Source organism: Novosphingobium sp. YAF33 (assembly GCF_052113265.1).
In the GTDB taxonomy this organism is placed as follows: Bacteria; Pseudomonadota; Alphaproteobacteria; order Sphingomonadales; family Sphingomonadaceae; genus Novosphingobium.
This window is the reverse complement of record NZ_JBFRCW010000007.1, coordinates 170,085-190,343: the sequence shown is the minus strand read 5'-3', so window position 1 is coordinate 190,343 and position 20,259 is coordinate 170,085. Positions and strand designations below refer to the sequence as shown.

General features: G+C 64.9%; 17 protein-coding genes. 13 read left to right on the top strand and 4 right to left on the bottom strand.

Translation table 11 applies throughout. The features are described 5' to 3' along the window. Nucleotides 1-8: 8 nt before the first annotated feature. Nucleotides 9-2,327 (top strand): 5-amino-6-(D-ribitylamino)uracil--L-tyrosine 4-hydroxyphenyl transferase CofH, encoded by a 2,319-nt coding sequence (gene cofH / locus AB4Z00_RS16485; RefSeq protein WP_442046615.1) that lies wholly within the window; start codon nt 9-11, stop codon nt 2,325-2,327. Between the two features lie 117 nt (nt 2,328-2,444). Here the strand turns inward: cofH and AB4Z00_RS16480 are convergent, their stop codons facing one another. The 3 genes from AB4Z00_RS16480 to AB4Z00_RS16470 all read right to left on the bottom strand — a co-directional run bounded on the left by AB4Z00_RS16480 (nt 2,445) and on the right by AB4Z00_RS16470 (nt 5,230). After that, nucleotides 2,445-2,918 (bottom strand): VOC family protein, encoded by a 474-nt coding sequence (locus tag AB4Z00_RS16480; protein ID WP_132263193.1) that lies wholly within the window; start codon nt 2,916-2,918, stop codon nt 2,445-2,447. A gap of 88 nt (nt 2,919-3,006) precedes the next feature. Further along, on the bottom strand, nt 3,007-4,188 hold the full coding sequence (locus AB4Z00_RS16475) for a sulfotransferase family protein (RefSeq protein WP_442046614.1): 1,182 nt from the start codon (nt 4,186-4,188) through the stop codon (nt 3,007-3,009). A 148-nt stretch (nt 4,189-4,336) separates the two neighbouring features. Further along, nucleotides 4,337-5,230 carry a helix-turn-helix transcriptional regulator gene (locus tag AB4Z00_RS16470; RefSeq protein ID WP_442046613.1) on the bottom strand — a complete coding sequence of 298 codons (894 nt, stop codon included), beginning with the start codon at nt 5,228-5,230 and terminating at the stop codon, nt 4,337-4,339. Nucleotides 5,231-5,412: 182 nt separating this feature from the next. On the opposite strand from AB4Z00_RS16470, the gene AB4Z00_RS16465 reads away from it, so the two are divergent. From AB4Z00_RS16465 to AB4Z00_RS16455, 3 genes are read left to right on the top strand one after another with little or no spacing between them, the layout of a single operon-like run. Further along, complete coding sequence (locus tag AB4Z00_RS16465; RefSeq protein WP_132263188.1) at nt 5,413-6,204, top strand: SDR family NAD(P)-dependent oxidoreductase; 792 nt, start codon at nt 5,413-5,415, stop codon at nt 6,202-6,204. A 23-nt stretch (nt 6,205-6,227) separates the two neighbouring features. After that, nucleotides 6,228-7,235, top strand: a complete 1,008-nt coding sequence (locus AB4Z00_RS16460) for a zinc-dependent alcohol dehydrogenase (protein WP_442046612.1) — start codon at nt 6,228-6,230, stop codon at nt 7,233-7,235. 1 nt (nt 7,236) lies between these two features. Then, nucleotides 7,237-8,484, top strand: a complete 1,248-nt coding sequence (locus AB4Z00_RS16455; RefSeq protein WP_442046611.1) for an MBL fold metallo-hydrolase — start codon at nt 7,237-7,239, stop codon at nt 8,482-8,484. A 136-nt stretch (nt 8,485-8,620) separates the two neighbouring features. Here the strand turns inward: AB4Z00_RS16455 and AB4Z00_RS16450 are convergent, their stop codons facing one another. Then, nucleotides 8,621-9,724, bottom strand: coding sequence for a helix-turn-helix transcriptional regulator (locus AB4Z00_RS16450; protein ID WP_442046610.1), 1,104 nt, complete (start codon nt 9,722-9,724; stop codon nt 8,621-8,623). A 105-nt stretch (nt 9,725-9,829) separates the two neighbouring features. Between AB4Z00_RS16450 and cysD the strand changes: the two genes are divergently transcribed. The 9 genes from cysD (at nt 9,830) to AB4Z00_RS16405 (ending at nt 20,241) form a co-directional block, all read left to right on the top strand. Beyond that, nucleotides 9,830-10,732, top strand: a complete 903-nt coding sequence (gene cysD, locus AB4Z00_RS16445; protein ID WP_132263182.1) for a sulfate adenylyltransferase subunit CysD — start codon at nt 9,830-9,832, stop codon at nt 10,730-10,732. Further along, on the top strand, nt 10,732-12,669 hold the full coding sequence (gene cysN, locus AB4Z00_RS16440) for a sulfate adenylyltransferase subunit CysN (RefSeq protein WP_442046609.1): 1,938 nt from the start codon (nt 10,732-10,734) through the stop codon (nt 12,667-12,669). Before cysD ends, cysN begins: the two co-directional genes overlap by 1 nt. Further along, complete coding sequence (locus AB4Z00_RS16435) at nt 12,669-13,406, top strand: 3'(2'),5'-bisphosphate nucleotidase CysQ (protein WP_442046608.1); 738 nt, start codon at nt 12,669-12,671, stop codon at nt 13,404-13,406. The genes cysN and AB4Z00_RS16435 overlap by 1 nt, the downstream gene beginning before the upstream one ends. Nucleotides 13,407-13,479: 73 nt before the next feature. Then, entirely contained in the window at nt 13,480-14,148 is a 669-nt protein-coding gene (locus AB4Z00_RS16430) for a TetR/AcrR family transcriptional regulator (protein WP_132263176.1), read from the top strand. 307 nt (nt 14,149-14,455) lie between these two features. Beyond that, complete coding sequence (gene acuI, locus AB4Z00_RS16425; RefSeq protein WP_442046607.1) at nt 14,456-15,439, top strand: acrylyl-CoA reductase (NADPH); 984 nt, start codon at nt 14,456-14,458, stop codon at nt 15,437-15,439. A 98-nt stretch (nt 15,440-15,537) separates the two neighbouring features. After that, the gene (locus tag AB4Z00_RS16420; protein WP_442046606.1) at nt 15,538-17,238 is read left to right on the top strand and encodes a class I adenylate-forming enzyme family protein; all 1,701 of its coding nucleotides are present in this window, start codon (nt 15,538-15,540) and stop codon (nt 17,236-17,238) included. A 47-nt stretch (nt 17,239-17,285) separates the two neighbouring features. Further along, nucleotides 17,286-17,705 (top strand): nuclear transport factor 2 family protein, encoded by a 420-nt coding sequence (locus AB4Z00_RS16415; RefSeq protein WP_442046605.1) that lies wholly within the window; start codon nt 17,286-17,288, stop codon nt 17,703-17,705. Nucleotides 17,706-17,971: 266 nt separating this feature from the next. Continuing rightward, entirely contained in the window at nt 17,972-18,709 is a 738-nt protein-coding gene (locus AB4Z00_RS16410; protein ID WP_314465627.1) for an SDR family oxidoreductase, read from the top strand. A gap of 47 nt (nt 18,710-18,756) precedes the next feature. Beyond that, nucleotides 18,757-20,241 carry an aldehyde dehydrogenase family protein gene (locus AB4Z00_RS16405; RefSeq protein ID WP_442046604.1) on the top strand — a complete coding sequence of 495 codons (1,485 nt, stop codon included), beginning with the start codon at nt 18,757-18,759 and terminating at the stop codon, nt 20,239-20,241. The last annotated feature ends 18 nt before the right edge of the window (nt 20,242-20,259 follow it).

Genomic DNA, 20,259 nt, shown 5'->3' with positions numbered 1-20,259 from the left:
GTGAGCAGATGCAGGATGAGACCCGCCAGTTGAAGGCATGGTTGCTGGCCGCTCCGCTGGAGGAGGTCACCGCCCGGGCAAGAGCCCGCCGCGATGCGAAGGGCCCGGCGCGGATGACTTATTCGCCCAAGGTCTTCATTCCGCTGACGCGCCTTTGCGCCGATGTTTGCCACTACTGCACTTTCGCGACCACGCCCTCGCGTCTTGCGGCGCCCTACCTGACGCCTGAAGAGGTGCTGGAGATCGCCCGCGCCGGCGCGGCTGCGGGGTGCCGCGAGGCGCTGTTCACGCTGGGAGACGCGCCGGAGCGCCGCTATGCCGTCGCGCGCGAATGGTTGGCGGAGCGTGGTTTCAAGCGCACCATCGATTACGTCCGCCACTGCGCCGAACTGGTGCTGAAAGAGACCGGCCTGCTGCCGCACGTCAATGCCGGCGTGCTGGAGGAAGACGATTACCGCATGCTCCGCCCGGTCTCGGCTTCGGCGGGGCTGATGCTGGAAAGCACGTCGGAACGGCTGCTGGAAAAGGGCATGTGCCACCACGGCTCGCCCGACAAGGAACCGGCCCTGCGTCTTGCCTCGCTGGCCGCTGCGGGCAGAGCGAAGGTGCCGATGACGAGCGGGGTGCTGATCGGCATCGGCGAGACGGCGGACGAGCGGATCGATGCCCTGCTGGCCCTGCGCGACCTGCATCTTGAGCATGGCCACCTGCAGGAAGTGATCGTCCAGAACTTCTGCCCCAAGCCGGGCACGAAGATGGCGAAAGCGCCCGAGGCGAGTGAGGCCGATTTCCTGCGCATTGTCGCGGCCGCGCGCATCCTGCTGCCGGACGGGGTTTCCGTGCAGGCGCCGCCCAATCTCAATGACGAGCGCCTGGTCGAGCTGATCGACGCGGGAATCGATGATTGGGGCGGCATTTCACCGGTCACGCTCGATCATGTGAACCCGGAGGCGCCGTGGCCTGAAGTGGAACGGCTGCGCGCCATCTGCGCCGCGAAGGGCCTGCCGCTGGTCGAGCGGCTGACGGTCTATCCGCGCTTCGTCATGAGCGAGGACCGGTCATGGCTCGATCCGGCGATCCGTCCGGCGGTGCTGCGCCATGCCGATGCCGAAGGGCTGGCGCGCGACAGTGTCTGGAGCCCGGGGCTGGCCGATCAACATGCGCCGGGCAGTGTGCGGGCGCCGCTGGGGCGGTATCACGAAGGCCCGGTTGCGGCCTCGCTCCACCGTATCCTCGACCGCGCGGCGAGCGGGGCGACATTGAGCGAGGACGAGATCGTCGCGCTGTTCGCGACGCGCGGCGCGGCGGCGCAGACGGTGATTGCGGCGGCGGACGCGCTGCGGGCGGAAGTCAGCGGCGATACCGTGACTTACGTGGTCAACCGCAATATCAACTATACCAATATCTGCACGCACACCTGCTCGTTCTGCGCGTTTTCCAAGACGAGCAGCAAGGCGGGCTTCCGCGACAAGCCGTATAACCTGGACCTGTCCGAGGTCGCCGGCCGCGCGCGAGAGGCGGTGGAGCGGGGGGCGACCGAGGTCTGCCTGCAGGGCGGCATTCACCCGAGCTATACCGGCGAAACCTACCTTGCGATCCTGCGCGAGGTGAAGGAGGCTTGTCCCAGCCTGCACGTCCATGCCTTCTCGCCGCTCGAAGTCAGTCAGGGCGCGCGGACGCTGGGCATGCCGGTGCGGGACTATCTGGCGATGCTGAAGGACGCGGGGCTGGGCTCGCTGCCCGGCACCGCCGCCGAGATCCTCTGCGACGACATTCGCGAACAGATCTGCCCCGGCAAGCTCACGACCCAGGAATGGCTCGACGTGGTCGGCACCGCCCACCGGGTCGGACTGCCGACGACTTCGACAGTGATGTTCGGCCATCTCGAAGGTACCGAGCACTGGGCGCGGCACTTGCTGGCCTTGCGCCATCTCCAACTCGACACCGGCGGCATCACGGAGTTCGTGCCGCTGCCGCTGGTCCACATGGAAGCGCCGTTCTACCGGCGCGGACAGTGCCGCAAGGGGCCGACCTGGCGCGAGGCGGTGATGATGCATGCGGTGGCGCGCCTGGCGCTGAACGGGGCGATCAATTCGATCCAGTGCTCGTGGGTGAAGCTGGGCATGGACGGCGCGGCCGCCGTGCTGGCAGCGGGAGCCAACGACCTCGGCGGCGTGCTGATGGACGAGAGCATCAGCCGCGCGGCGGGCGCAGCGCACGGACAGGGCGTGACCATCGCTGAACTGCGCGCGGCGGCGGAGAGTGTGGGGCGCACACTGAAACAGCGGACCACGCTCTATGGGGAAGTGGTGCTGGAAACGGCTTAAAGCTGCGTCGCAGGCTTTTCCTGGCGTCTAACTCGACATGAGCGCGGGACGTAGACTGCAAGCCCAAGGCATGCGGTTCGGGGGGGCAGGGGCGATGGCCCCTGCTTTTCCTTTATCTTACATGGCCTTGATCTGCTGCCACATTGCGTCAGGCATCCAGGTATATTCGATGTAGTGCCCAAGAACGTTGCGCGCATCGAGGTAGAGGAACTTCAGCGCGTTCGGATCGTCGCCTTCCGGCCGCTCCATGGCGAGCGGGAATTCCTGCGTGTCCACGCGCTTACGGAAATCGGCCCAGTCGTCGACGCCGAAGCAGATGTGGTGGAAGCGCAGCGGGCCGCCGTTGGACTGGCAGCCTGCATAGATGCCCGCTTCATCGATCTCGTTTTCGATCAGTTCGATCTGGAGTTCGCCGATCCAGATGAAGCAGATCCGGCCCTTCTGGCGCTTCAATCCCTGCGGGGTGAGCACTTGCTGATCGACCGGGATGATCATCGGTTCGCGGGTCAGCCCGCGCCCGCGGAACAAGTCGATCCCGGCTTCCAGATTGTCGCAGACGTAGGCATTCTGGTAGTGACGGCCTTCGAGCATCAGTCTCTCCTAAAGTTTCTAGCGCCCGGCCTTAATTGCCATCGCCCGCGAAAGCGGGGGCGATGGGCTTAGGTAGGCGGATGGGCGATCAGCCTTCGCGGGCCACGTCGTAGCGCGACAGATAGCGTTCGAAGAGCGGATCCAGCTCGGCTTTCTCGATGCCGTACTGGGCCAGCTTGTATTCGTGCTTGCCGAACTTGTCCTGCGGGTTGTCGTCCACCCATTGCTGGATGCCGGCCTCGGCCTCGGCGGTCCATTCGTCGCCGAGCTGCTGGTAGACCTTCTTCATCGTGCCGATGGGATCGGCGGTCATGTCCGCATAGTGGACGTCGATCACCTTGTCCTCGCCGTGTTTGTCGCGGAAATCCATGATCCGGTTGGCGTGCTCGGCTGCCTGCCAGGTGTAGTTCTCCTTGAGCCACGCGGTGTCCGGCTTGCCCATGTGCGCCATGTGGCTGAGCGAGATGACGGAGCACAGCGAGCCGGTGGCGGCGAAGGGATCGCGGTGGGCCCAGAGCACGCGGGCGTCGGGATAGACCTTGAAAATCGTTTCCAGCCAGAGCGCGTGGCTCGGTTTCTTCACGTTCCAGACTCCGCCGGCATTCTGCTGCAGCACCTGAAGGAACTTCTTGTGGTACTCATAGGCGCTGGTCATGTCGCAGGAGAAGATGAACTCCTTGTATTCCGGCAGCTTGCCCTTGGAATCGATCATCAGCGTCTTGAAGTCATGCGCCATGAAGAACACGCATTCGTTCGGATAGACAGCGGAGCCGCGATAGTACTTGCCCATGGCCGGATTGGCTTCGAGCATCGCCTTTTCCTGCGTCAGACGGGTCTGCGCGCGCGGATCGGTGGTGAGCAGGTCCTTCGAGGCGACCGGAGGCACCGGATCGTCGATTTCCCAGGTCAGCGGCGAACGGCGCGCCGGATCGGCGGCGAGCAGGTTGGACAGCAGCGTGGTGCCGGTGCGCGGCACGCCCATAACGAAGACGGGACGCTCGACCGGGCGGGTGAGCAGTTCCGGGTTCTGGCGCAAATAGTCCGAGATTTTCAGGCGGCCGCGAAGGTAGTGGAGGGTATCGGCGGTGGCGCGGGCGATGCCGCCTTCGGTGTACTGGCCGCGCGCGATTCCGGCGTTGAAGTCGTTCACGAAGACGTCGAAGCCCTCGCGCCAGGTGTCGTTGTCGAAGGCATCGATGCCGGTGTCCTTCATTGCCTGTTCGACGAGGGCGTCGCCGACGATCTGGTCCGCCGTAAGTTGCTCGGCCATTGCGTGATCCTCTTTCCCGTGTCTCTGTGCGGGCCGCTGCGGCGGCCTCATGGATACGAGATAGCCTGCGCGCGGGGCCGATTGGCAATGCGGCAGGCGCGTCAGATCGGGCCGTTATGTCGAATCCGGGTCAAGACCGGCAGCAGCCTCACGCCGCGACCGACGTCGAGGCCAGGGCGCGTCCCTGCCGCTGGCGGAAGGTGCTGGGGCTGGCGCCGACCGCGCGGCGGAAGGCGAAAGTGAAGCTGGATGGCGAGGCGAAGCCCATCGAAAAGGCGATCGTCTTCACGCTCTCCCCCTCCATCAGCAGGCGCTTGGCGGCTTCCATGCGGCGCTGTTCGATATAGTCGCCGATCGAGCAGGCGCGGCTGACGCGGAACCCGCGCGTTAGCTGGCGCACCGAAAGGCCGCACAAGTCTGCTAGTTCCTTGAGCGGCGGCGCGTTCAGGTCGCCGGCAAGGCGTTCTTCGATCACGCGCAGGCGCCAGCCGGACAGGCCGCCGGTCATCGGCCTTTCGGAGACTTCCAGGCCATAGCGCCCCAGTTCGATGGCCAGTTCGCCGCCCAGCAGTTCCAGCATCCGGCGTGAGGCGAGCCCGGGGTGACGCACTTCGGCGGTGATGCGGAACAGCAGCGCGCGCACTTGCGCGCTGCCGATATCCAGCGCGGCGGCGAGGTGAGCATCGTCCCACGGCAGTTCCCGGCCGAGCAGTTCGTGCACCAGCGACGCGTCGATCGTGCAGACCAGCGATGCCTGTCGTCCGCTCCCGCCCCGGATGTAGAGCGACTCGCCGGGGGGAATCGCGAAAACGTCGCCCAGCCGCTCGAATCGATGCGGCCCCCAACGCTCGCGATAGCCGCCGCGCGATTGCAGCGGGCGAGGCGTGAGGCACAAGTTCACATGGTATCCGGCGCCCACGGCATGGCGGGTGTCGGTGGGCTCGGGGATGTCGAAACGGACGATTTCGGCATGGATTCCCGGCGCGGAAAGCGCGGCATCGACAGTCATGGTCGGCAGCGGGGCGGCCGTGCTGGCGGGCATCTCTCATTCTCCCGGACGCTTCAGGTGCCTATCGGGTCTCTGGCCCGAATTCGTGTCCCTGACGCTTGGATAAGGCTTGATTTCTATTCCCCCCACGCTTGCGGGACAAGGCCGGTGTCGGGAAACATCGCGCCAACGAAAGTGCCGGCAGGAAGGCCGGTAACGGGATCGAGGAGAGAATGATGGCCAAGGGCCTTTTCGACTGCACGGGCAAGGTGACGGTGGTGACCGGCGGCAACGGCGGCATCGGCTTCGGCTTCGCCATGGGCGTCGCCAAGATGGGGGGCGACGTGGCGATCTGGGCCCGCAATGCCGAGAAGAGCGCCAAGGCCAAGGCCGAACTGGAAGCGGCCGGCGCGGGCAAGGTGATCGCCTATCAGGTGGACGTTTCGCAGGAAGCGAACATCGTCGAAGGCTACAAGCAGGTCATGGCGGATTTCGGCCGGGTGGACTGCGTTTTCGCCAATTCAGGCGCTTCGCCGCGTTATAATTCGGTATTCGAGATGCCGACCGAGCACTGGCATGAATTCCAGAACACCGCGCTCCATGGCGCTTTCTTCACGCTGCGCGAAGGTGCACGGTTGATGAAGGAACGGGTCGAGGCGGGTGACGAAAGCGGCGGCAGCCTGGTCGCTTGCGGTTCGCTTTCGCTGTTTCAGGGCCTGCCGGGCAAGATGGAATATGCCTCTTCGAAGGCCGCGATTGCGGCGGCGGTGCGCTGCCTTGCCATCGAACTGGCACCGCTGGGCATCCGCGCCAACGTCGTCGCGCCCGGCCTGATCATGACGCCGATGATGGGTGACGGCGCCCGCGCCGACGCCGTGGCCGCGCACTTCGCCCCGACGATCCCGATGAAGCGCACCGGCTATCCGGCGGACTTCGAAGGCATCGGCGCCTATCTGTGTTCGGACGCCAGCTCGTTCATGACCGGTGAGACCGTCACCATCGACGGCGGCTACATGGTCCGCCCCTAAGCGGCCGGATGAGGAGAGAAGCTATGGAACTGCTCAAGATCCACGGCGTCGGCGATGTCCGCGTCGATGCTTACGAACGTCCGACGGCGGGACCGAAGGATGTGGTCGTGAAGATGAAGTCGGTCGGCATCTGCGGATCGGACCTGTCCTACATCAAGATGGGCGGCATTCCGCCGGGCGTCGAAACCGCGCTGGGCCATGAAGGCGCCGGCGAGGTGATGGAAGTGGGCGCGGAAGTCTCCGGCATTGCGGTGGGCGATGCGGTGATCGTCAATCCGATGATGACGCCCAGCAACATCGGTTCGGGCGGGCCGGAAGGCGCGTTCACGCAGGAACTGCTGGTGCGCGAGGCGCGTCTTGGCGACTCGATCCTCCCGATCCCCGAGGGCATCTCTTACGACGTTGCCGCCATGTGCGAGCCGCTGGCCGTCGCCATGCACGGCGTCAACCGGGCGGACGTTAAGCCCGGCGACAAGGTCGTGGTGTTTGGCTGCGGCCCGATTGGCCTCGGCATGCTGCTCTGGCTGATCGATCGCGGCGTGACCGACGTGGTTGCGCTCGATCTGTCCGAGGAACGGCTGGAACGCGCGCGCGCACTGGGCGTGCAAGCCGCGCTCGATCCCAGCAAGATCGATCTGCGCGCGGAACTGGTAAAGCTTCACGGCGAAGTGCCCAGCTATGGCCGCGTGGGCGTGGGCACCGATGCCTTCATCGACGCAGCCGGCGCGCCGAACATCCTCACCGAAGTGATCATGATGGCCAAGTTCCATGCGAAACTGGTCATTACGGCCGCCTATATGCGGCCGATCGAGTTCCCGGTCGGTCGCATGCTCACCAGCGAGATGACCATCACCACGGCGGTCGGTTATCCCACCGAAATGCCCGAGGTGATCGCCGCTATGCCGCGCCTGAAGGACAAGATCGCAGCGATGATCAGCCACAAGCTGCCGTTCAGCGAGATCATGAAGGGCCTGGAAATCGCCGCAACGCCGCAGTCCGCCAAAGTCATGATCGGCATCGAGGAGGCTTGAGATGAGCGAAGTGAAAGACGCCGGACCGAAGCTGGCCGGTCTCGTCCGTTCGGGCGACGAACAGGCGGAAGCCATCGCGATCACCGATTTCGTGTTTCAGGCGAACGACATCTCGAACGCCTATCTGGTGACGACGGCCGAGGGCGACGTCATGGTCAACACCGGCTTCATGGACAATGCGGAGCGCACCAAGCGCCTGCTGACGCCGCCGCGCACCGGGCCGCTGGCCTTTATCATCCTTACTCAAAGCCATGCCGATCACTACGGCGGCGTGCCGGAATTCCTGGAGGACGGCACGCAAGTCGTCGGCGGGCCGGGCTTCAACGAGGCGCTGGGCGACATGATGGGCCTCCAGTCCTTCTTCGGGCCGAGGAGCGGCAAGCTCTGGGGATCGACCCTGAAGCGCGGCGGGACGCCGAAGCCTGCGCCGAACGTGGTTCCCGACATTCTGGTCGACCGCAAGCTGACCATCGAACTGGGCGGCCGTACTTTCGAGCTGATCTCCACGCCTGAGGGCGAGACGGTCGACTCGCTGACGGTATGGATGCCCAAGGAGAAGATCGCCTTCACCGGCAATGTCTTCGGCCCGGTCTGGCTGTCGATGCCGTTCCTCAACACCTTGCGCGGTGACAAGCCGCGTCTGGTGCGGAACTACCTGAAGTCGCTGGAGACGATCCGCGATCTCGGCGCCGAGATCATCGTCACCGGCCATGGCGAGGCCATTCGCGGTGCGGAGCGCATTCGCGCCGATCTCGACAAGATGCATGCGGCCGTCAGCTTCGTGCGCGACTATACGCTCGATGGCATGAAAGCGGGCAAGGACGTTCACACGCTGATGCGCGAATTCGCCTGGCCCAAGGGGCTGGAAATCGGCGAATTCCACGGCAAGGCGTCCTGGGCGGTCAAGTCGATCTGGCGCGAGTATTCGGGCTGGCTTCACTACGAGGATGGTACCACCGCGCTCTATGGCGTGCCGCGTTCCAGCGTGGATGCCGATCTTGTCGAACTGGCGGGCGGCGCGGCGAAACTGGCCGAACGTGCACAGGCCAAGCTGGATGCGGGGGCTCCGCTGGAGGCCGTGCATCTGACCGATATTGCGCTCAGTGCCGAGCCGGACAATGCGGCGGTGCTCACCGTGCGCAAGGCGGCGCACGAGGCGCTGCTGGCGGCGTCCGGCGGCAAGAACCTGTCCGAGACGATGTGGCTGCGGTCCGAGATTGCGGCGATGGAGGCCAAGCTCAGCGATTGATGGTTTGGGTATGGGGCATCGGCCCATCACCTCCGACCAGACAATCTACCACGGAGGGTGGTTGCGATAGCTTGTGACGGACTATTCAGGTGGTAGTCGCCCTAGGTGTAGTCAGCGCGTGAATGATATTGCGGCACTACCCCATCACCGCGCTGCTCTCGTAAACCAGCCGCACCAGTTCCGCCTGCCCCCGCACGCCCAGCTTGGCATAGAGTCGCTTGGAGTAGTTCCGCGCGGTTTCCAAAGTCAGGCCCATACGCGCAGCTGCTTCGGCGATGGAGTGGCCGTCCGCCAGCGCCATCGCCAGTTCCGCCTCGCGCCGGGGCAAGTCGAACACTTCGGCCAATCGGTTCGCGCCATCACCGGAAAGTGCGCGGGGCAGGGTGCAAAGTGCGAGCAGGGCCGGCGCGGCAAGGGCCTGTTCCGCCGCATTTTCGGCCGGCATCAACAGTGCCTCGACATGCGGCTTCTCCCGCAGCAACAGCGGCCGTGCGGACAACGAGCGATCCTGCGCCATTTCCGCCGCGACACTAGCCAGCTTGCGCTCTGCATTGAGATCGAGCCCCAGCACGCGCTCGCCGGGGCGCAGAGCGGCGCCGCAGTGCTCCTGCCAGAACTGCGATAGCGCCGGATCGGCCGCCACCACGCGCGCCTCGGCGTCGAGCAGCATCCAGCCTTTGCCCGTGCGCTCCAGCCCCATGGCATTGATCCGCGCAGCCATGCGCTCGCGGTCCATCGAAACGAGGTTTTCGACCGCGATGGCGACATAGGGTGCCAGGCTGGAGAGCAAGGCGCTGTCGGAGGCCGTGCACTCGCGCGTGCGGGCCATCATCAGCCATGCGCTGTAATGCTCGCACCCCGCGATCCGTACTACCCGCTCATCCCCGATGCCGAGTTTCGCCATGCGCCGGTTGCGATCCGCGCGCGCCACGGGGTCGTGATCGATCATCTCCCCGATCGAATAGACCCGGCCCGGTCGCAGCCCATCGTAGAGATAACGGTCGAGGTCGAACGGGCCTTGCGTTTCCGACTCGCGGGCGCGTTTTCTGAGGTCGATTCCGGCGTAGCTTTCCACGATTACGGCATGCGGCCCATCGCCCATGCGAAGGATCAGGCTGACGTAATCGGCTTGGGTGCGACGACGCAATCTTTCCAGAAATGTCGAAAAGCGCGGATTTTCGGCATTTCCCTGAAAGAGCGGGATCAGGAGATCGGTCTCGTCGTTGCTGGTAAGAGCCATGCCCTCCCATATGGGAGGTTCGCGTAAATGTCATCCCTGCGATTCGGTTTGGGACAGCACCAGAGGAAACAGCCAACGGGCACGCGCCCCGGCAGAGGAAACCTGATGAAGACACTCACGCACCTGGAGCGCCTCGAAGCCGAGAGCATCCATATCATCCGCGAAGTCGTCGCCGAGGCTGAAAAGCCGGTGATGCTCTATTCGGTCGGCAAGGACAGCGCCGTGATGCTGCACCTTGCTCGCAAGGCCTTCTATCCTTCGCCGCCGCCGTTCCCGCTGCTCCATGTCGACACGACCTGGAAGTTCAAGGCGATGTACGATCTGCGCGACAAGATGGCGCGTGAGAGCGGCATGGAACTGCTGGTCTATCAAAACCCCGAAGCCATCGAGAAGGGCATCAATCCCTTCGACCACGGCGCGCTCCACACCGACATGTGGAAGACCGAAGGCCTGAAGCAGGCGCTGGACAAGTACGGTTTCGACGCGGCCTTCGGCGGCGCCCGCCGCGATGAGGAGAAGAGCCGCGCCAAGGAGCGCATCTTCTCGTTCCGCACATCCTCGCACGGCTGGGACCCGAAGAACCAGCGCCCGGAACTGTGGAACCTCTACAATGCCCGCAAGGCGCGCGGTGAATCGATCCGCGTCTTCCCGATCTCCAACTGGACCGAGCTGGATATCTGGCAGTACATCCACCTGAACGACATCCCGATCGTGCCGCTCTACTTCGCCGAAAAGCGCCCCACCGTGGAGCGTGACGGCATGCTGCTGATGGTGGACGACGAACGCTTCCCGCTCCAGCCGGGCGAGGTTCCCGTCGAACGCTCGATCCGCTTCCGCACGCTCGGCTGCTACCCGCTGACCGGCGCGGTGGAGAGCGAGGCGAAGACGCTTCCCGAAGTGATCCAGGAAACGCTCCTCACCACCACATCGGAGCGGCAGGGCCGCGCCATCGACAAGGACGCCGGCGGTGCCGGCATGGAAGTCAAGAAGCAGCAGGGGTACTTCTGATGGCCGATATCGAAACCAAGGAAGCGGTCTACGTCACCGACCAGCTGATCGCAGACGACATCGACGCCTATCTCGTCCAGCACGAGCACAAGACGATGCTGCGCTTCATCACTTGCGGCAGCGTCGATGACGGCAAGTCCACCCTGATCGGGCGCCTGCTCTACGATTCGAAGATGATCTTCGAGGACCAGCTGGACGCGCTCCAGTCGGATTCCAAGAAGGTCGGCACGCAGGGCCAGGAAATCGACTTCGCGCTGCTGGTCGACGGTCTTGCCGCCGAGCGCGAGCAGGGCATCACCATCGACGTGGCCTATCGCTTCTTCAACACCGAGAAGCGCAAGTTCATCGTCGCAGACTGCCCGGGCCACGAACAGTACACGCGCAACATGGTCACCGGCGCTTCCACTGCCGACCTTGCGGTGATCCTGATCGATGCGCGCAAGGGCGTGCTGGTGCAGACGCGCCGCCACTCGTACTTGTGCCACCTCATCGGCATCAAGAACATCGTCCTGGCCGTCAACAAGATGGACCTGGTGGACTACAGCCAGGAAGTCTTCGACAAGATCGTCGAGGAATATGGTGAGTTCGCGCGGGACATCGGCATCGAGAGCTTCACCGCTCTGCCGATCTCGGGCTTCAAGGGCGACAACATCACCACGCTCTCGGACAAGACCCCGTGGTACAAGGCGCCGCAATACGCGGGCATCACGCTGGTCGAGCACCTGGAAACGGTCGAGGTTCTCTCCTCGGTCGACGCCGACAAGCCGCTGCGCTTGCCGGTGCAGTGGGTGAACCGGCCGAACCTCGATTTCCGTGGTTTCTCGGGCCTGATCGCCACCGGTTCGGTGAAGCCGGGCGACAAGATCCGCGTCCTGCCCTCGGGCAAGACCAGCACGATCACCCGCGTCGTCACCTATGACGGCGATCTGGAAGAAGCGGTTGCCGGCCAGTCGGTCACCGTCTGCTTCGCCGACGAGATCGACTGTTCGCGCGGCTCGGTGATCTCGGTCGCGGACAATCCGCCGCAGACTGCCGACCAGTTCGAGGCGACGTTCGTGTGGATGGCCGATGAGGCCATGGTGCCCGGCCGTGCCTACTGGCTGAAGGTCGGCACGCAGATGGTTTCGGCGACGGTTCAGGAGCCGAAGTACGAAGTCAACGTCAACACGATGGAGAAGCTGGCGGCCAAGACGCTGGAGCTGAATTCGATCGGCGTGGCGGAACTGACCACCGACAAGCAGATCGTGTTCGAGGCCTATGCCGACAACCGCACGCTGGGCGGCTTCATCCTGATCGACAAGATGACCAATGCCACGGTGGCGGCGGGCATGATCCACTTCTCGCTGCGCCGTTCGCAGAACGTGCACTGGCAGGCCGTGGACATCGACCGCAAGCAGCACGCCGGCCTCAAGAACCAGCGCCCGGCGGTGCTGTGGTTCACGGGCCTGTCGGGCTCGGGCAAGTCGACCATCGCCAACCTCGTCGAGAAGAAGCTGCACCGGATGAACCGGCATACCTTCCTGCTCGATGGCGACAACGTGCGTCATGGGCTCAACAAGGACCTGGGCTTCACCGAGGCTGACCGTATCGAGAACATCCGCCGCGTGGGCGAAGTCTCGAAGTTGATGACCGACGCGGGCCTGATCGTGATCACCGCCTTCATCTCGCCCTTCCAGGCGGATCGCGAGATGGTGCGTTCGATGCTGCCTGAGGGCGAGTTCTTCGAGGTGTTCATCGACACGCCGCTGAAGGTGGCCGAGGCGCGCGACGTCAAGGGCCTCTACAAGAAGGCGCGTGCGGGCGAGCTGAAGAACTTCACGGGTATCGACAGCCCGTACGAAGCGCCGCGCAACCCGGAAATCCGCGTGGATACCACGCTGATCTCGCCGGAAGACGCTGCGAACCTGATCGTCGACACGCTGCTGGGAGACGCCTGATGAGCCTCAATGACGGTGATCTCGCGGCCCATCTGGCCGAAGTGGCGGGGAAGATCCTGCTCGACGTGCGGGCCTCCGGCCTGTTCTCGGGCAAGTCGCTGGGTAAGGCGGGGGACCAGACCGCCAACCAGTTTCTCTGCCACGCCCTTCGCGAGCAGCGGCCCGAGGACGGGCTGCTCTCCGAAGAGGAGAAGGACAATGCCGAGCGTCTGGCCAAGGAGCGGGTATGGATTGTCGATCCTGTCGACGGCACCCGCGAATATGGTGAGGAGCGGGCCGACTGGGCTGTCCATGTCGGGATGGCGGTGGACGGCGAGCCGGTGCTGGGGGCGGTCGCGCTCCCCGGTGCGGGTGTGGTCCTGCGCTCCGACCAACCGGGCGAAGTGCCGCCCGCACCTGAGCGGCTGCGCATGGTCGTCAGCCGCACGCGTCCCGCCAAGGAAGCAACCGGCGTGGCCGAAGCCATCGGTGCCGAACTCGTTCCGATGGGATCGGCAGGCGCCAAGGCCATGGCGATCCTGCGCGGAGAGGCGGATATCTACCTCCATTCCGGCGGCCAGTACGAATGGGACAGCTGCGCGCCTGCCGCCGTCGCACAAGGCTGGGGCCTCCACGTCTCGCGCATCGACGGCAGCCCGCTGGTCTACAATCGGGAAGACGTCTATATGCCGGACTTGCTGATCTGCCGGAAGGAGCACGCGGAACTGGTGCTCGAAAAGGTGAAAGCCTTCCTCTGAGGTCAAGCTGATCAACATTGTCGATTAGTAAGCCTGCCGCTATGCTCGCCCTTTGATAATGAGAGGGGCGAGCATGGAGGCGAAAATCAGGCGCAGGACGCGCGACCCGGTCGCGACGCGCGCGGTGATCCTCGATGCCGCTGCCAACCTGCTGGCCAAGGACGGGCCGGAAGGCGTCAGCCTCTCCGCCGTCGCCCATCTCGCCGCCGTCAATCGAGGCACCGCCTACCAGCATTTCGAAACGCGCGAGAAGCTGATCGAGGCGACCATGCAGTGGGTCTCTGACAAGCTGTTCCACGCCGTTTTCGGCGATCCCGAAACTGTCGGAGAGCGCCGGGTCGAGGATGTCGACGTGGTCGCGCTGACCGAGCGGCTATGCGATTTCGCGATGGAAAATCCGGACATCTGCCGCGTCTGGCTCCAGCAAGTGCTGGCCTCGCCCAACCCGGCGCAGGATCCGTTCTGGCGGGAGTATTGCGGCTCGCTTGGCCGCTTTGCGGGCACCGATCTGGCGGAACCGGGCATCGATTTCGAAGTCTATTCGGTGATGAACCTGGCCGGGGTGTTCTTCTGGCCGATCCTCGCCCGCGCGCATGCCGCGGACGAGGGCGAACGCCGGGAACTGTCGCGCCGCTATTCGCGCGAGATTCTGCGGCTTTCGATGTACGGTACGATGCGGGCCAAGGCGTTCCCCAAGGTGGCGGACCTGCTGGCAGCTCACGGCGTTTCACCGGGCGGCTGAGGCTGCGTCGCTCTCATGCGGTCCGTCTTTTCTTCTCCTCGTCATTGCGAGCGCAGCGAAGCAATCCAGGGCGGTTTACGCGACTCTGGATTGCTTCGCTGCGCTCGCAATGACGAGGTGAGGGGGCAGGCGAAGGAGATAAGTCGGCGCGTAACGTGGGCTGCCAGGCCCCAGCGGGATACCCTGCCCATGATGCCGCTTCGCCTAGGCGATGCCGTGGCGCGCCGGCATTGACGCAGCGGCGCATATTCCCTTTCAGCTAGGGACTGCATCGTCGGGCCGGAAAGGGCCCCTGAGGGAGTATGCCATGTTTTCCGCTATCGTGATCGACAAGACCGATGAGGGCCAGACGGTCGCTCTCCAGCAGCTTGACGAAAGCGCGCTGCCCGAAGGTGATGTCGCCATCGACGTCGCGTTCTCGACGCTCAATTTCAAGGACGGCCTGGCCGTTACCGGCACTTCGCCGGTCGTGCGCAAGTTCCCGATGGTGCCCGGCATCGACCTCGTCGGCACTGTTACCGAAAGCAGCCATGGCGACTGGAAGGCCGGCGATACCGTCGTGCTCAACGGCTGGGGCGTGGGTGAGGGCCACTGGGGCGGTCTGTCGCAGAAAGCCAGGCTCAAGGGCGAGTGGCTGGTGCCGCTGCCCTCCGCCTTCACGCCGAAGCAGGCCATGGCGATCGGCACGGCCGGCTATACCGCCGCGCTCTGCGTCGATGCGCTGGTGGATTGGGGTGTGACCCCCGATCAGGGCGAAATTCTCGTCACCGGTGCCACTGGCGGCGTCGGCTCGGTCGCCATCGCGATCCTCAAGAAGCTGGGCTACTCGGTCGCCGCGCTCACCGGCAAGCCGGGCGAGGCGGACTATCTAAAGTCGCTGGGCGCAGAGACGATCATCGACCGCGCCGAACTGTCCGAGAAGGGCAAGCCGCTCCAGAAGGAGCGCTGGGCCGGTGTCGTCGACACCGCCGGCAGCCACACGCTGGCCAATGCCATCGCCCAAACCCGCTACGGCGGTGCGGTGGCGGCTTGCGGCCTGGCGCAGGGCTTCGACCTGCCTTCGACCGTCATGCCCTTCATCCTGCGCGGCGTTTCGCTGCTCGGCATCGACAGTGTCATGGCCCCCAAGGCCAAGCGCCTGAAGGCCTGGGACCGCCTCGCCAAGGATCTCGACCCGGCAGCGCTGGAAACCATCGGCCAGACCATCGGCCTGGGCGAGGCGATCGAGGCTGCGCGCAAGTTCATGTCCGGTGAGGTCACTGGCCGTTACATCGTTGACGTGAACGCCTGATGCAGCCGGCGCGGCAGGCGGCTTGAGGGAGCCGCCCGCCGCGCCTGTACTTTGATGCGACAAGCGGGCCGCAGGCGCGCAAGGACGATGAGGAACGCATGGTCGAGGTAACCGCAGGCTTGTCCATCGCAAACGGCATTCCGCTGGCGGAAGAGCAGGGCATCGGCCCGCTCACGCTAGGCGGCTTCGTCCGCGAGGTATCGCGTCGTTATGGCCCGTCAGAAGCGGCGGTGATCCACCTTGGCGACAAGATCGAGCGCTGGACTTATGACGAGCTTTGGGCCCGCTCGATGGAAGTTGCCCGCGCGCTCACGGCCTGCGGCGTCGGCAAGGGCACGCGTGTCGGCGTGCTGGCGACCAACCGGCTCGAATTCCTCTCCGGCGTCTTCGGCACCGCGCTGGCGGGCGGCGTCGCCATGACGGTGAGCACCTTCTTCACGCCGGCGGAACTCGAAACCGTCTTGCAGATGGGCGGCTGCTCGGTGCTGCTGCTCGAACGCCGCGTCCTCAAGAAGGATTTCGCGCAGACCCTTGTCGATCTGGAGCCGCAGATCGGCACGGCCCGGCCGGGCGAAGTCGCTTCCACCAAGTTCCCGTTCCTGCGCCATCTCGCGGTGATCGACAGCGACGAAGGCCTCGGCGCGATCGAAGGCTGGAGCACGTTCCTCGCGCGCGGCAACAGTGTCGATCCGGCGCTCGTCGATGCCGCCGCAGCCTCGGTGCAGCCCAGCGATCCCGGCGTGCTGTTCTTCTCCTCCGGCTCGACCGGCAAGGCCAAGGGCATTCTGTCGGCGCATCGCGGTGTTTGCCTGCAACTCTGGCGCTGGCCGCAGTGGTATGACGTCAAAGTGCCACCGCGCACCTGGTCGGCCAACGGCTTCTTCTGGTCTGGCAATTTCTCGATGGCGCTGGGCGGCACGCTGGGTTGCGGCGGGTCGCTGGTTCTCCAGCGCTGGTTCGATGCCGAAGAAGCGCTGGCGCTGATGGAGGCCGAGAAGGCATCGATGATGCTCGCCTGGCCGCACCAGTGGGCCCAGCTCATGGCGGCTTCAAATTATGAGAGCGTCGATCTTTCGGCGATGCACTATATCGACGCGCTGACGCCCTGCGCGCAGCATCCAACCATCGATACCGACTGGCGCGAACCGGCGCAGGCCTTCGGCAATACTGAGACGTTCACGCTGATTTCGGTCTTCGCCTCCGGCACGGCGGAAGAGATCGCCGGCAAGTCGCACGGCGTGCCGACCGCCGGCTCCACGATCAAGATCGTCGATCCGATGACCGGCGCGACGATGCCCTTGGGCAAGCGCGGCGAGATCGCCGTCAAGGGCCCGACGCTGATGCTCGGTTATCTCGGCGTGCCGCTGGACGAGTCGCTGGACGGTGAAGGCTTCCTGCGCACCGCGGACGGCGGCTACATCGACGAGCAGGGCCGTCTGTTCTGGGAAGGCCGCCTGAACGACATCATCAAGACCGGCGGTGCCAACGTCTCTCCGATCGAGATCGACGAAGTGATCCGCGCCCATCCCGAAGTGAAGATGGTGCAGACCGTCGGCGTGCCGGACGATCTTCTGGGGGAACTGGTGGTTTCCTGCGTCGTCGCAGTCGATGGGTCGCGCCCGGATGCCGGTGCGATCCGCGATTTCGCGAAGGAAAAGCTGGCGAGCTACAAAGTGCCGCGCCGCGTGCTCTTCGTGGCCGAGAGCGACCTCAAGACCACGGGCAGCGCCAAGATCAAGACCGCGGACTTGCGCAAGCTGGCCGCCGAACGATTGGAAGCGGAAGTGAGTCCAGGCTGACCGGGCCTGGATAGCAGGGCCAAGCTGACGCCAGAGGGGAGAAGCGCATGACACAGGCACTCGATTTCGGGGACTGGCTGGATATCTGCAATCTCAAGGCCCGTTACTGCCGCCTGCTCGACACCAAGGACTGGGAGGGCTGGGCCGCGCTCTTTACCGAGGATTGCGAGATCGACACGCGCCCGGCCGGCGGCACATTGGAAAAGGGGCGGGACAGGTTCGTCTCCATGGTCCGCCAGTCGCTGGCGGACGCAAAGACCGCGCATCAGATCCATTCGCCGGAAATGAAGCTGGACGACGGCAAGGTCGAAGTGATCTGGGCCATGCAGGATCGTGTCATCAAGGACAGTTTCGCGCTCACCGGCTACGGGCACTATCACGAGACCTGCGTGCGGACGGCCGAAGGCTGGAAGATCGCCAGACAGACGTTGTCCCGGCTGATCGTGGACATGTCCCGGCCCTCCTGACCACTGCTGTTTCGAAGAGCGGCGCCCGGCGGGCGCGCCGGGTGTGGGAAGGCTCCTCAAGACCGGGAAGCGATGCCGGTTTGAAGCCCGCCGATCCGGGCGGTGAGGGGGCGGTATCGGCGCGTTTCTTCGCGGCCAAGGTATCGCGGGGACGCTCCCGTCGAACCATCGTCGCCGCGATAGGCGGCGGCTTGCGGAGAGGCTAGTGTGTGCGAAATCGTGTCGGCAAGCACCGGCACTCGATAGCCGTAAAAGCGGGAGGATGCGTGGGTAAGACGATCGTGATCACTGGCGCCGGGGCCGGCCTCGGACGCGCGCTGGCAAGGCGCTTCGCCGGTGAGGGGGAAACCGTGATCCTGCTGGGGCGCACGCTGTCCAAGGTGCAGGAACTCGCGAGCGAAATCGGCGGCGCGGCCATGGCCGTGGAATGCGATGTCGCCTCTGCCGAATCCGTGCGCAAGGCCTTCGCGGCGATCGCTGAAAAGCACCCGAAGATCGACGTGCTGATCAACAATGCCGCAATCTACGAGCCGTTCACGGTGGCCGAGGCTACCGATGCGCAGATCAACGACATCATCGCCACCAATCTCAACGGACCGATCTACTGCTGCCGTGCGGCCATTCCGATGATGGAGACGGGGGCTCAGATCATCAACGTGGGCAGCGAATCCATCGCCGTGCCTTTCGTGATGCTCTCGCTCTATCAGGCCACCAAGGCAGGCCTCGAGCGGTTTACGGAGGCCCTGGTGGAGGAACTGGAGCCCGCGGGCATCCGCGTGACCACCGTGCGCGCGGGGCCGATGTACGAGCCCGGCAAGACCGCGCCGGGCTGGGATCAGGACGCGGCCATGCGCTTCCACGGCGGTTGCGCCGCAAAGGGCATCGACCTGCGCACGCGGCCGATCTCGCAGACCGAAAATGTCACCGGCGTGTTCCGCTCAGTGCTCGACCTGCCGCCAGACGTGCGCGTGCTGCACGTCTCAGTCGGGGCGCGCCGCCCATGAACGCTCCCGATCTCGTGCAAGAACCCGTTTCCGCCAAGGACCCGAACATGACCACTCTTCCCGAAGCCAAGCTCTATATCGACGGCCAACTGCGCGGCGCCAGCAACGGCGCCACGTTCGATGTGATCAGTCCCTGGACGGGCGAGCCGGTGGGCAAGGCCGCGGATGCCACTGCCGATGACGTGAACGCCGCGATTGCCGCGGCCCGCCGCGCCTTCGACGAAACCGACTGGGCCACCAATGTCGAAAAGCGCGTGGCGCTGGTCAAGAAATACCGCGATCTCTTCGAAGCCGCCCGCCCGCGTCTGGGCGAACTGGCGATGTACGAGGCCGGCGCGGCGCAAGGCGCGGTGAACCGCGCCCATGTCGACATGGCGCTTGACGGTTGGGACGATTACATGCGCGTCTTCGACCAGCTGGAGTGGGAAAAGGACTACGGCGAGAAGCCGGCCTTCGGCATGATCCACAAGCGCGTCGGCGTACGCGAGGCGGTGGGTGTGGTCGGTGCGATCACGCCTTGGAACGTGCCGCTCTATGTGAACATCGGCAAGATGGTCGCCGCGCTGCTGGCCGGCTGCACCGTGATCCTGAAGCCCGCGCCGGATACCCCGGGCATGGGCGCGATCTTTGGCGAACTGGCCAGGGAAGCCGGTTTCCCGGATGGCGTGATCAATGTCGTCTTCGGCGCGGACCCGGCGCTGGCGGGCGAAATGCTGGTCACCGATCCGCGCGTGGACCTGATCTCCTTCACCGGCTCCACCGGCGTCGGCAAGCGCATCATGGAGCAGGGCGCGCCCACGCTGAAGCGCGTGTTCCTCGAACTCGGCGGCAAGTCGGCCAAGATCGTGCTCGACGACGCGCCGAACTTCGCGATGGAAGTGGGCATGGCGATGCTGGTGTTCCACGCCGGGCAGGGCTGCGCCGTGCAGTCACGCCTGCTGGTGCCCAGGAGCCGCTATGACGAAGCCAAGGCCATCCTCAAGGGCGCCTATGGCAACTTCGGCGACAACTGGGGCGATATCGCCAATCCGGCGCATATCATGGGGCCGGTGATCTCCAGGCGCCAGATGGAGCGCGTGAAGAGCTACATCGACCTTGGCCAGGAAGAAGGCGCGACCCTGCTGGCGGGCGGCAGTATCCGTCCCGACAAGGGAGGCGGTTATTTCGTGGAGCCTACCTGCTTCGTGGACGTTACCAATGACATGCGGATCGCCCAGGAAGAGATTTTCGGCCCGGTGCTTGTCGTCATTCCTTACGAGGACGACGAGGACGCCGTGCGGATTGCCAACCAGAGTTCCTATGGCCTATCGGGCGGTGTCAGCTCGGGTGACCTGAACCGGGCCATCAATATCGCCAAGCGCGTGCGCACGGGTTCGATGAGCGTCAACAACGGCATGTGCATTGCCGGCGACATTCCGTTCGGCGGATACAAGGCGAGCGGCATGGGCCGCGAATGGGGCGTTGAAGGCATTGAAGAGTTCACCGACGTCAAGATCCTCGCCTGGCCGGTCGGCCAGGTCCAGGCAGCCTGACGGCGAACGGCCCGGCCC

Coding starts and splice junctions, on each gene's coding strand:
- cofH (WP_442046615.1), top strand. CDS start 9: ATGCAGGATGAGACCCGCCAGTTGAAGGCATGGTTGCTGGCCGCTCCG.
- AB4Z00_RS16480 (WP_132263193.1), bottom strand. CDS start 2,918: ATGCTCGAAGGCCGTCACTACCAGAATGCCTACGTCTGCGACAATCTG.
- AB4Z00_RS16475 (WP_442046614.1), bottom strand. CDS start 4,188: ATGGCCGAGCAACTTACGGCGGACCAGATCGTCGGCGACGCCCTCGTC.
- AB4Z00_RS16470 (WP_442046613.1), bottom strand. CDS start 5,230: ATGCCCGCCAGCACGGCCGCCCCGCTGCCGACCATGACTGTCGATGCC.
- AB4Z00_RS16465 (WP_132263188.1), top strand. CDS start 5,413: ATGGCCAAGGGCCTTTTCGACTGCACGGGCAAGGTGACGGTGGTGACC.
- AB4Z00_RS16460 (WP_442046612.1), top strand. CDS start 6,228: ATGGAACTGCTCAAGATCCACGGCGTCGGCGATGTCCGCGTCGATGCT.
- AB4Z00_RS16455 (WP_442046611.1), top strand. CDS start 7,237: ATGAGCGAAGTGAAAGACGCCGGACCGAAGCTGGCCGGTCTCGTCCGT.
- AB4Z00_RS16450 (WP_442046610.1), bottom strand. CDS start 9,724: ATGGCTCTTACCAGCAACGACGAGACCGATCTCCTGATCCCGCTCTTT.
- cysD (WP_132263182.1), top strand. CDS start 9,830: ATGAAGACACTCACGCACCTGGAGCGCCTCGAAGCCGAGAGCATCCAT.
- cysN (WP_442046609.1), top strand. CDS start 10,732: ATGGCCGATATCGAAACCAAGGAAGCGGTCTACGTCACCGACCAGCTG.
- AB4Z00_RS16435 (WP_442046608.1), top strand. CDS start 12,669: ATGAGCCTCAATGACGGTGATCTCGCGGCCCATCTGGCCGAAGTGGCG.
- AB4Z00_RS16430 (WP_132263176.1), top strand. CDS start 13,480: ATGGAGGCGAAAATCAGGCGCAGGACGCGCGACCCGGTCGCGACGCGC.
- acuI (WP_442046607.1), top strand. CDS start 14,456: ATGTTTTCCGCTATCGTGATCGACAAGACCGATGAGGGCCAGACGGTC.
- AB4Z00_RS16420 (WP_442046606.1), top strand. CDS start 15,538: ATGGTCGAGGTAACCGCAGGCTTGTCCATCGCAAACGGCATTCCGCTG.
- AB4Z00_RS16415 (WP_442046605.1), top strand. CDS start 17,286: ATGACACAGGCACTCGATTTCGGGGACTGGCTGGATATCTGCAATCTC.
- AB4Z00_RS16405 (WP_442046604.1), top strand. CDS start 18,757: ATGACCACTCTTCCCGAAGCCAAGCTCTATATCGACGGCCAACTGCGC.